General features: G+C 74.1%; 10 protein-coding genes and 2 pseudogenes. 8 read left to right on the top strand and 4 right to left on the bottom strand.

The genetic code is table 11. From position 1 onward, the window contains the following. Positions 1–744: pseudogene (locus AC0CYZ_RS02945) on the top strand (signal recognition particle protein); the annotation flags it as partial. Between the two features lie 98 nt (positions 745–842). On the opposite strand, the gene AC0CYZ_RS02940 reads toward AC0CYZ_RS02945, so the two are convergent. Continuing rightward, positions 843–1,244, bottom strand: a complete 402-nt coding sequence (locus AC0CYZ_RS02940) for an MmcQ/YjbR family DNA-binding protein (protein WP_472212186.1) — start codon at positions 1,242–1,244, stop codon at positions 843–845. Then, complete coding sequence (locus AC0CYZ_RS02935; protein ID WP_472212184.1) at positions 1,241–1,717, bottom strand: Uma2 family endonuclease; 477 nt, start codon at positions 1,715–1,717, stop codon at positions 1,241–1,243. Before AC0CYZ_RS02935 ends, AC0CYZ_RS02940 begins: the two co-directional genes overlap by 4 nt. A gap of 74 nt (positions 1,718–1,791) precedes the next feature. Here AC0CYZ_RS02935 and AC0CYZ_RS02930 point away from each other — a divergent pair, with 74 nt between their 5' ends. The 5 genes and pseudogenes from AC0CYZ_RS02930 (at position 1,792) to rimM (ending at position 4,948) form a co-directional block, all read left to right on the top strand. Further along, positions 1,792–2,868: an amidohydrolase family protein gene (locus tag AC0CYZ_RS02930; protein ID WP_472212182.1), complete on the top strand. Its 1,077-nt coding sequence runs from the start codon at positions 1,792–1,794 to the stop codon at positions 2,866–2,868. Further along, a complete protein-coding gene (locus AC0CYZ_RS02925) occupies positions 2,865–3,593 on the top strand; it encodes a LamB/YcsF family protein (protein ID WP_472212181.1) in 729 nt (242 codons plus the stop codon). The genes AC0CYZ_RS02930 and AC0CYZ_RS02925 overlap by 4 nt, the downstream gene beginning before the upstream one ends. 185 nt (positions 3,594–3,778) lie before the next feature. Further along, positions 3,779–4,111 (top strand): annotated as a pseudogene (gene rpsP, locus AC0CYZ_RS02920) (30S ribosomal protein S16); the annotation flags it as partial. A 34-nt stretch (positions 4,112–4,145) separates the two neighbouring features. Beyond that, positions 4,146–4,385 (top strand): RNA-binding protein, encoded by a 240-nt coding sequence (locus AC0CYZ_RS02915; protein WP_472212179.1) that lies wholly within the window; start codon positions 4,146–4,148, stop codon positions 4,383–4,385. A gap of 56 nt (positions 4,386–4,441) precedes the next feature. Further along, positions 4,442–4,948, top strand: a complete 507-nt coding sequence (gene rimM, locus AC0CYZ_RS02910) for a ribosome maturation factor RimM (protein ID WP_472212188.1) — start codon at positions 4,442–4,444, stop codon at positions 4,946–4,948. Between the two features lie 9 nt (positions 4,949–4,957). Here the strand turns inward: rimM and AC0CYZ_RS02905 are convergent, their stop codons facing one another. Continuing rightward, positions 4,958–6,925 carry an aconitate hydratase gene (locus AC0CYZ_RS02905; RefSeq protein ID WP_472212177.1) on the bottom strand — a complete coding sequence of 656 codons (1,968 nt, stop codon included), beginning with the start codon at positions 6,923–6,925 and terminating at the stop codon, positions 4,958–4,960. A 74-nt stretch (positions 6,926–6,999) separates the two neighbouring features. Further along, positions 7,000–7,749 (bottom strand): MgtC/SapB family protein, encoded by a 750-nt coding sequence (locus AC0CYZ_RS02900; protein WP_472212175.1) that lies wholly within the window; start codon positions 7,747–7,749, stop codon positions 7,000–7,002. 40 nt (positions 7,750–7,789) lie between these two features. Between AC0CYZ_RS02900 and trmD the strand changes: the two genes are divergently transcribed. Together trmD and AC0CYZ_RS02890 are read left to right on the top strand one after the other, a co-directional pair. Beyond that, positions 7,790–8,572 carry a tRNA (guanosine(37)-N1)-methyltransferase TrmD gene (trmD, locus tag AC0CYZ_RS02895; protein WP_472212173.1) on the top strand — a complete coding sequence of 261 codons (783 nt, stop codon included), beginning with the start codon at positions 7,790–7,792 and terminating at the stop codon, positions 8,570–8,572. A gap of 181 nt (positions 8,573–8,753) precedes the next feature. Further along, the coding region (locus AC0CYZ_RS02890; RefSeq protein WP_472212171.1) for a 50S ribosomal protein L19 at positions 8,754–8,960 on the top strand (207 nt) is incomplete at its 3' end.

Genomic DNA, 8,960 nt, shown 5'->3' with positions numbered 1-8,960 from the left:
TCGCGCATCCTGGGCATGGGCGACGTGCTCTCCCTCATCGAGCAGGCCGAGCAGGCCTTCGACGCGGGCCAGGCCGAGGCCGCCGCGAAGAAGATGGGCGAGGGCGACTTCACGCTCGAGGACTTCCTCGAGCAGATGCAGTCGGTCCGCAAGATGGGTCCGATCGCCAACATCCTCGGCATGTTGCCGGGCGCCGCGGCGATGAAGGACCAGCTCGCGGGGGTGGACGAGAAGCACCTGGACCGGGTGCAGGCGATCATCCGCGGCATGACCCCCGCCGAGCGGGAGGACCCGAAGATCATCAACGGGTCGCGGCGGCTGCGGATCGCGAACGGCTCCGGGGTGGGCGTCACCGACGTCAACCAGCTCGTCGAGCGGTTCTTCGAGGCCCGCAAGATGATGAAGAACATGGCCGGCCAGTTCGGCCTCGCGGGCATGCCCGGCATGGGCGGCGGCCGCAAGGCGGCGCGCGGCGCCCGCAAGGGCGGCAAGGCCGCGCGGGGCCCGAAGACGATGCCGGCGATCGCGGGCATCGCCTCGGAGAGCTCCTCGACCCGGAACCAGCGCTCGGTCGGGTCGTACGAGACGCCCGGCCTCAACCAGCTCCCGCCCGGGCTCGCCGGCCTCGACCAGCTGCCCGAGGGCTTCGACCCCGGTGCGCTGACCTTCCCCGGGAACGCCGGTGGCGGCGGTGGCCGGGGCTCCGGCGGCGGCAAGAAGGGCAACAAGAAGCGCCGCAAGTAGGCTCAGCCGACGCCGGCCGGTGATCAGGGGTACGTCAGGCAGGTCGGCGTCCGTCTGGGCGTGCCTGAGGTGCCCCTCGACGCCGGCCGCACGGCAGCTCAGGGCGCGTGCTCGGCCAGCCACGCGGCGCGGCGCCGCGGGGAGGCCTGTGCGAGCCACGCGTCCTGCACGATCTCGGTGAGCTCGGCGAGGTCGATCTCGCCCAGCCGTGACCCGCGCACCAGGACCGACGGATGGCCGTCGAAGCGCGGAGTCGTGAAGTACGGGCCGTCGGGGTCTCCGAGCAGCGCCGCCTTGGCCTCCTCCGATTCCACCCAGAACATGACCACGTCGTCGTACCGCTCGCCGGTGACGGGGTCGGACGCGTCGCGCTGGGGAGTGCGGAAGAAGACGAAGGACTTCCCGCCGACCTGGTAGACCGAGTTGCCCTTCGGCCCGACGATCTCGCGGACGTGCGGCATCGCCCGGGCGAGCGCGTGCACGTCGTCGGTGGAGCTCACCGCGCCGCTCGGCGGAGCCGGGCCACGAGGTCGATCTCGAGCCGGAACGGGTCGTGGGCGAGGACGTGCGTCGCGGCCGCGACCTGCCGGTGGGCGCCCTCCCGCAACGTGGTCACCCGGATCAGTGGCGGCTCCGGGGTGACCCGCCAGACGTGCGGGATCCCGTGCCGGGCGTAGGCCGCGGGCGTCGTCCGGTCCACCAGGGGCGCCTCCGAGGACTCGACCTCGACGGCGAGCAGGACCTCCTCCGGGGCGAACCAGGGCCGACCGGGCTCCCCGCCGCGGGCGACGAGGACGTCGGGTGTGCGGGTGAGCCGGCCTCCGAACCGGACCTCGACCCCGGTGGCCACGACGACGTCGTCGGGGGCCTGCTCCGCCAGCGCCGCCCGGATCACCTCGACCACCCGGTCCACCGCGGACGGCGCGGGCAGCGCGGGCAGCGCCGTGAGCCCTCCCGCGGACGCCTCGGCCATGGGGCCGAACGTACCGGGGGACCCGCCGTCGGGACGGCCGGTGCCCGGTCCGGCGGGGTCCTAGGATTCCCGCCGTGCCCCCGCTCCACCTGCACGGACCGGTCCTCGACGGCGGCGACGACGCCCCGCGGGACCTGTGGATCACCGCCGACGGCCGCGTCGGGCGCGAACCGATCGCGCACGCCGACCGGCTCGAGGGCTGGATCCTCCCCGGGCTGGTCGACGCGCACTGCCACGTCGGCATCGGTCCCGACGGGCCGGTCGAGCTGGAGGAGGCGCGCACCCAGGGCCACGTCGACGCCGCCGCCGGGGCCCTGCTGATCCGTGACTGCGGCGCCCCGATCGACACCCGGCCGCTCGACGACGACCCGGCGATGCCCGAGATCGTCCGCGCCGGCCGGCACCTCGCGCGGCCGAAGCGCTACATCCGCGGCCTGTCGATCGATCTCGAGGACCCGACCGAGCTCCCGCGGCTGGTCGCCGAGCAGGCGCGGGCCAACCCGTGGGTCAAGCTCGTCGGCGACTGGATCGACCGCGACGAGGGCGACCTCGCGCCGCTGTGGCCCGAGGACGTCCTGCGCGACGCGATCGACGCCGCGCACGCCCACGGCGCCCGCGTCACCGCCCACGTGTTCGGCGAGCACGCGCTGCCGGGCCTGATCGGGGCGGGCATCGACTGCATCGAGCACGGCACCGGCCTGACCGACGAGACGATCGCGATGATGGCCGCCCGCGGCACGGCCCTGGTGCCGACGCTGATCAACGTCGAGAACTTCCCGGGCTTCGCGGACGCGGCCGGCGAGAAGTTCCCGGCCTACGCCACGCACATGCGGGCGCTGCACGCGCGGGCACGGGACACGATCGCCGCCGCGATCGACGCCGGCGTCGTCGTCTACGCGGGCACCGACGCCGGCGGCGGCATCGTCCACGGCCGGATCGTCGACGAGATCGCGGCCCTGGCCGAGGTCGGGCTGGGGCCGGAACGGGCGCTCGCGGCCGCCTCGGGCGCGGCCCGGAGGTGGCTCGGGCGGCCCGTCCTGGAGCCCGGCGCGCCCGCGGACGTGGTGCTCGTCCGCGAGGACCCCCGCCTCGACCTCGACGTGCTGCGCCACCCGGCCGCCGTGCTGCGCCGCGGGCGGGTCCTGCTGTGACCCTCGACCTCAACGCCGACCTCGCCGAGGGCTTCGGGCAGTGGTCGCTGACCGACGACGACGCGCTGCTCGAGGTCGTGACCTCGGCCAACGTCGCCTGCGGGTTCCACGCGGGCGACGCCGCGACCATGCGACGGGTGTGCGCGCGGGCGGCCGAGCGCGGGGTCCGCATCGGCGCGCAGGTGTCCTACCGCGACCTCGCCGGGTTCGGGCGCCGCTTCCTGGACGTGGACCGCGCGACGCTCGCCGCCGAGGTGCTCTACCAGATCGGGGCCCTGCGGGCGATGGCGCAGGCGGCCGGCGTCGAGGTCGAGTACGTCAAGCCGCACGGCGCGCTCTACAACACCGTCGTCCACCACGAGGAGCAGGCGGCCGCGGTCGTCGAGGCCGCGCGGGCGGCGGGGGACCTCCCGGTCATGGGGCTGCCCGGCGGCCGGCTCCTCGCGCTCGCGGGCGACGCCGGGCTCACGACGATCGCCGAGGCGTTCGCCGACCGCGGCTACACCCCCGAGGGCACCCTGGTCCCGCGCTCGGAGCCGGGGGCCCTGCTGCCCGACACCGACGCCGTCGTCGACCGCGCGGTCCGGCTGGCGCGCGACGGCGTGATCGTCGCGGTGGACGGCACCGAGCTGGAGGTCCGGGCCGACTCGCTCTGCCTGCACGGGGACACTCCCGAGGCGGTGGCGAACGCGCAGGCGGTGGCCCGGGCGCTCGCCGACGGGTAGGCCCGGCGGGTGGCCCCGCCGCACCGGGACGTCCGGGGCCTCTGGCACAATCAGGTGGTTGTGTCGTGGCCACCCTCTCCCTGGGCCGCGACCTCGGACCTGCGGTGCACGGCCGGTGGTGACCCCACGCCGGCCGGGGACGCCGAGCACTGAGCAGTACTGCGAACGAGGAGAACACCGGACCCGTGGCCGTCAAGATCAAGCTCGCCCGCATGGGCAAGATCCGCGAGCCCCACTACCGCGTGGTCGTCGCCGACGCCCGCAACCGTCGCGACGGGCGCGTGATCGAGACGATCGGCGAGTACCACCCGAAGAGCCAGCCGAGTGACATCAAGATCAACTCGGAGCGCGCGCAGTACTGGCTCGGCGTGGGCGCGATCCCGACCGAGCCGGTGCACAGCCTGCTCAAGATCACCGGCGACTGGCAGCGGTTCAAGGGCCTGCCCCACACCGAGGGCCGGCTCCAGGCGCAGCCCGAGAAGGTCGACAAGCAGGCGCGGTTCAACGAGGAGCTGGCCAAGGTCAGCAACAACGCGGCCGAGTGAGCGGGCGGTGAGTGATCTCGCCGAGGCCCTCGAGCACCTGGTGCGCGGGATCGTGACGCACCCCGACGAGGTCTCGGTCGACCTCGTGACCAACCGTCGCGGCCGCACCCTCGAGGTCCGTGTCCACCCCGACGACCTGGGCAAGGTCATCGGACGCAACGGACGCACGGCCACGGCCCTGCGCACCGTCATCAGCGGGGTCGGCGGACGCGGCGTCCGCGTCGACGTGGTCGACACCGACCGGTGACCGGGGCCCCGCCCAGCTCGGCCGGCCCGCCCGACGCCGTTCCGCCCGACGACGGGCTGCGGGTCGTCGGGCGGGTCGTCAAGGCCCACGGGCTGCGCGGCGAGCTCGTCGTCGAGCCCAGCACCGACCAGGCCGAGGAGCGCTTCGCGCCCGGAGCCGTGCTCCACGTCTCCGGCGTGCCCGGCCGGAGCACGCTCACGGTCACCGCGGCCCGCTGGCACAGCGGGCGGCTGCTGGTGACCGCGGACGAGGTCACCGACCGCGACGCCGCCGAGGCCCTGCGCCGCGGCGTCCTGCGGGCCGAGGCGTCCGACGCGGACATCGCCGACGACGACGAGTTCCACGACCACCAACTCGAGGGCCTGCGGGCCGAGCTGGCCGACGGCAGCGTCGTCGGGACCGTCACCTCCGTGGTGCACGGCGCCGGGGGCGAGCTCCTGGTCCTGGCCGCCCCCGACGGCGAGCTGCTCGTCCCGTTCGTCAAGGCGATCGTCCCGACGGTGGACCTGGCCGGCGGGCGGGTCGTGCTCGACCCGCCCGAGGGCCTGTTCGACCCCGCCTAGCGGGCCGCGTCAGTCCTCCGACTCCGCGATCTGCCGGATCAGGCCGCCGGCCAGCACCATCGACACCTGCCGCTCCGAGAGCTGGTGGCGGAACGTGTACTCGGTGCCGTCGACGGTGCCGGTGACCTCCGAGCCGTTCTGCAGGGCGTCGTGCACCCCGGAGAAGGACAGCGTGGCGCCCTGCTCCAGCGCGTCGTAGTCGCCGCCGTCGGTGAACTCGAGCGCGAGGATCCCGAAGTTCGCCAGGTTCTGCCAGTGGATCCGGGCGAACGACTTCGCGATCACCACGCGCAGGCCCAGGTAGCGCGGGCAGATGGCGGCGTGCTCGCGCGAGGAGCCCTGGCCGTAGTTGTCGCCCCCGACGATCGCGTGGCCGGACTCCTTGATCTCCTCGGCCTTCGACGGGTAGTCCTCGTCGATCCGGACGAACGCGAACTGGGCCAGCTTCGGGATGTTGGACCGGTAGGGCAGGGCGGCCGCGCCGGCGGGGGAGATGTCGTCGGTGGAGATGTCGTCGCCGACCTTGAGCAGGATCGGGATCTCGAACTCGTCGGGGAACCGGTCGAACTCGGGCAGCCCGGAGATGTTCGGGCCCTTGACCAGCTCGACCTCGCCGGCCTGCTCGGCCGGCGCCGGCTCCTCCAGCATCCGCGTGTTGACCATCGCGTGCTCGGGGAGGCCGAGGTCGCCCCACTTGAGGTCCAGCTCGTCGGCCAGCGCGCGGGGGTCGGTGATCTCACCCTTCAGCGCGCTGGCAGCGGCGGTCTCCGGGGAGCAGAGCCAGACCTGGTCGTCGGCGCCCGCGCCGGAGCGGCCGGGGAAGTTGCGCGGGAAGGTGCGCAGCGAGTTGGTGCCCGGCGCCGGGGCCTGCCCCATGCCGATGCAGCCCATGCAGCCGGCCTGGTGGATGCGGGCGCCGGACTGGATGAGCTCGGTGGTGGCGCCCATGTGCGTCAGGTCGGCGAGGATCTCGCGGGAGCTGGGGTTCACGTCGAAGCTGACGGCGTTGTGGGTCTGGCGCCCCTCGACGATGCGCGCCGCGATGGCGAAGTCGCGCAGCCCCGGGTTGGCCGACGAACCGATCACGACCTGACCCACCGGCTCACCGGCGACCTCGCTCACCGGCACGACGTTGCCCGGCGACGACGGCTTGGCGATCAGCGGGACGATCTGCGACAGGTCGATGTCCTCGGTGACGTCGTAGGTGACGCCCTCGTCGGCGAGCAGCTCGGTGAAGTCGTCCTCGCGGTCCTCGGAGGCGAGGAAGCGGCGCACCTCGTCGTCGGCGGGGAAGACCGTCGTCGTCGCGCCGAGCTCGGCCCCCATGTTCGCGATGACGTGGCGGTCCATCGCGGTGAGGCCGTCCAGGCCCGGGCCGTGGTACTCGATGATCCGGTTGGTGGCGCCCTTGGTGCCGTGACGGCGCAGCATCTCGAGGATGACGTCCTTGGCCGAGCACCAGGGCGGCAGCTCACCGTGCAGGTGCACGCCCCAGATCTCGGGCATCTGGATGTTCAACGGCTTCCCGGTGATGGCCAGCGCCACCTCCAGGCCGCCGACCCCGATGGCCAGCATCCCCAGCGCGCCCCCCGCCGGGGTGTGCGAGTCCGACCCGATCATGGTCTTCCCGGGCTTGCCGAACCGCTGCATGTGCGTCGGGTGCGAGACGCCGTTGCCGGGCTTGGAGTACCAGAGCCCGAACTTGCGGCAGGCCGAGTGCAGGTACGCGTGGTCCTCGGCGTTCTTCTCGTCGGCCTGGAGCAGGTTGTGGTCGACGTACTGCACCGAGAGCTCGGTGTGGACGCGCTCCAGGCCCAGGGCCTCGAGCTCCTGCATCACCAGCGTGCCGGTGGCGTCCTGGGTGAGGGTCTGGTCGATGCGGAGCGACACCTCCTCGCCGGGGGTCATGTCGCCCTCGACGAGGTGGGAGGAGATCAACTTCTGGGCGACACCCTGGGGCGCGGACGACTCGGCCATGACGTTCCTCCCGAGAGGCGGCGGCGGTGTCGGGGGTGGTACCCGGGCGGGGCGCCGAGATCACCCCCGCCCGCTCAGTCCGTCGCCTCCTCGCCCTCGTCGGCCACCACCCGCACCCCGAGCACGCCCGGGATCTCGGCCAGCTCGCTCGTCAACGGGGGCAGCGGGATCCGGCCCAGCAGGGACAGGGTCACCGCGGCGCTGCGCGGCGTCCCGTCGACGTCGCCGGGGTCCTCCCGGTCGACGGTCATGCCCGCCACGGCGAACCCCCGCTCGGTGCAGGCGGTGAGCACCTCCCGCAGCACCCCGCGCCCGTCGACGTAGGTGACGTGCAGCGGGCGCGGCGCCGCCGACGACCGCGACAGCGCCCGCGAGAGGGGCCGGAAGCCGCGGGTGATCAGGTAGTGGACGACGGTGCCCGCGACGGCGAGCAGGGGCAGCCCCGCCCCGGCGGCCGTACCGACCGCGGCGGCCACCCAGACCGTCGCCGCGGTCGTCAGGCCCCGGACCGCGTCGCGGCGCACAAAGATCAGCCCGCCGCCGATGAAGCCGATCCCGGACACGATCTGGGCGGCGACGCGGGACGGGTCGAGCGAGATGTGGTCGAGGGCGATCAGGTCGGAGAAGCCGTACTTCGAGATGAGCATGAAGGCCGCGGAGCCGACCCCGACCAGCGCGTGGGTGCGCAGGCCCGCGCTCTTCGCCGCCAGCTCGCGCTCGATGCCGATGACGGTGCAGAGCACGAGCGCGACCAGCAGGTCCAGCAGCACCCGCCACTGGACCTCCAGGTCCGAGGACCACAGCACCGGCGTCGTGCCGCCCATCCGTCCCCCTTCCCGGGTGCACCCGGCAGGATCACCCCGCGTGCGCATCGACGTCGTCACGATCTTCCCCGGTTACCTCGCGCCGCTCGACGACGCCCTCGTCGGTCGCGCGCGGCGGGCCGGACTGATCGACCTGCACGTCCACGACCTGCGCACCTGGGCCACCGGCGTCCACAAGGCCGTCGACGACGCCCCGTACGGCGGCGGCCCCGGCATGGTCATGGTTCCCACGGTGTGGGGCGAGGCCCTCGACGCGGTCCGCGCGGAGGACCCCCACGAGCCGGGGCTGCTGCTGGTCCCGACCCCGGCCGGCGCCCCGCTGACCCAGGCCCGGGCCGCCGCGTGGGCCGGCGAGGCGCGGCTCGTGCTGGCCTGCGGGCGCTACGAGGGCATCGACGCGCGGGTGACCGCCGACGCCGCCCGCCACGGCCGCGTCGAGGAGTTCTCGCTGGGCGACTACGTGCTGGCCGGGGGCGAGGTCGCGGCCCTCGTCGCGGTGGAGGCGGTGTCCCGCCTGGTGCCCGGGGTGCTGGGCAACCCGGCGTCGGCCGAGCTCGACTCCTTCTCCGACGGGCTGCTCGAGGCGCCCGCGTACACGCGTCCCGAGTCGTGGCGCGGGCTCGATGTGCCCGCGGTGCTGCGGGGCGGTGACCACGGCGCCGTCGCCCGCTGGCGACGCGACCGGTCGCTGGAACGGACGGCCGCGGTGCGTCCCGACCTGCTCGACGGCCTGCTCGCCGCGCACGGGGAGGCCGCGTTCGACCGCCACGACCGGGAGATCCTGGCCGCCGCCGGGTACGAGCTCCCCGACCGGACGCGGTGAGGCCCCGCCGGGCGGCCTCGAACCGAGCGTCTGGCAGACTGGAGGAGTTGCCACGGGCCCGTTCGGCGCCCGGTCCGCGCCCCCCGGGTGCGTGCAACACGGTACGAACCCATCCGGTCGCCCGGCACCGTTCCCGGACGGTGCGCCCGGGCCGACCCGTGAAACGCGAGGACGACGAGCCATGAACGCCCTGGACGAGCTCGACGCGCGGTCGCTGCGCTCCGACATCCCGGACTTCCGTCCGGGTGACACCGTCAAGGTGCACGTCAAGGTGATCGAGGGTTCACGCTCCCGTGTACAGGTCTTCCAGGGCGTCGTGATCCGTCGCCACGGCGGCGGCCTCCGCGAGACGTTCACCGTCCGTAAGGTCTCCTTCGGCGTCGGGGTG

The organism is Actinomycetospora sp., assembly GCF_055612215.1.
This window is presented reverse-complemented; position numbering and strand designations above follow the sequence as displayed.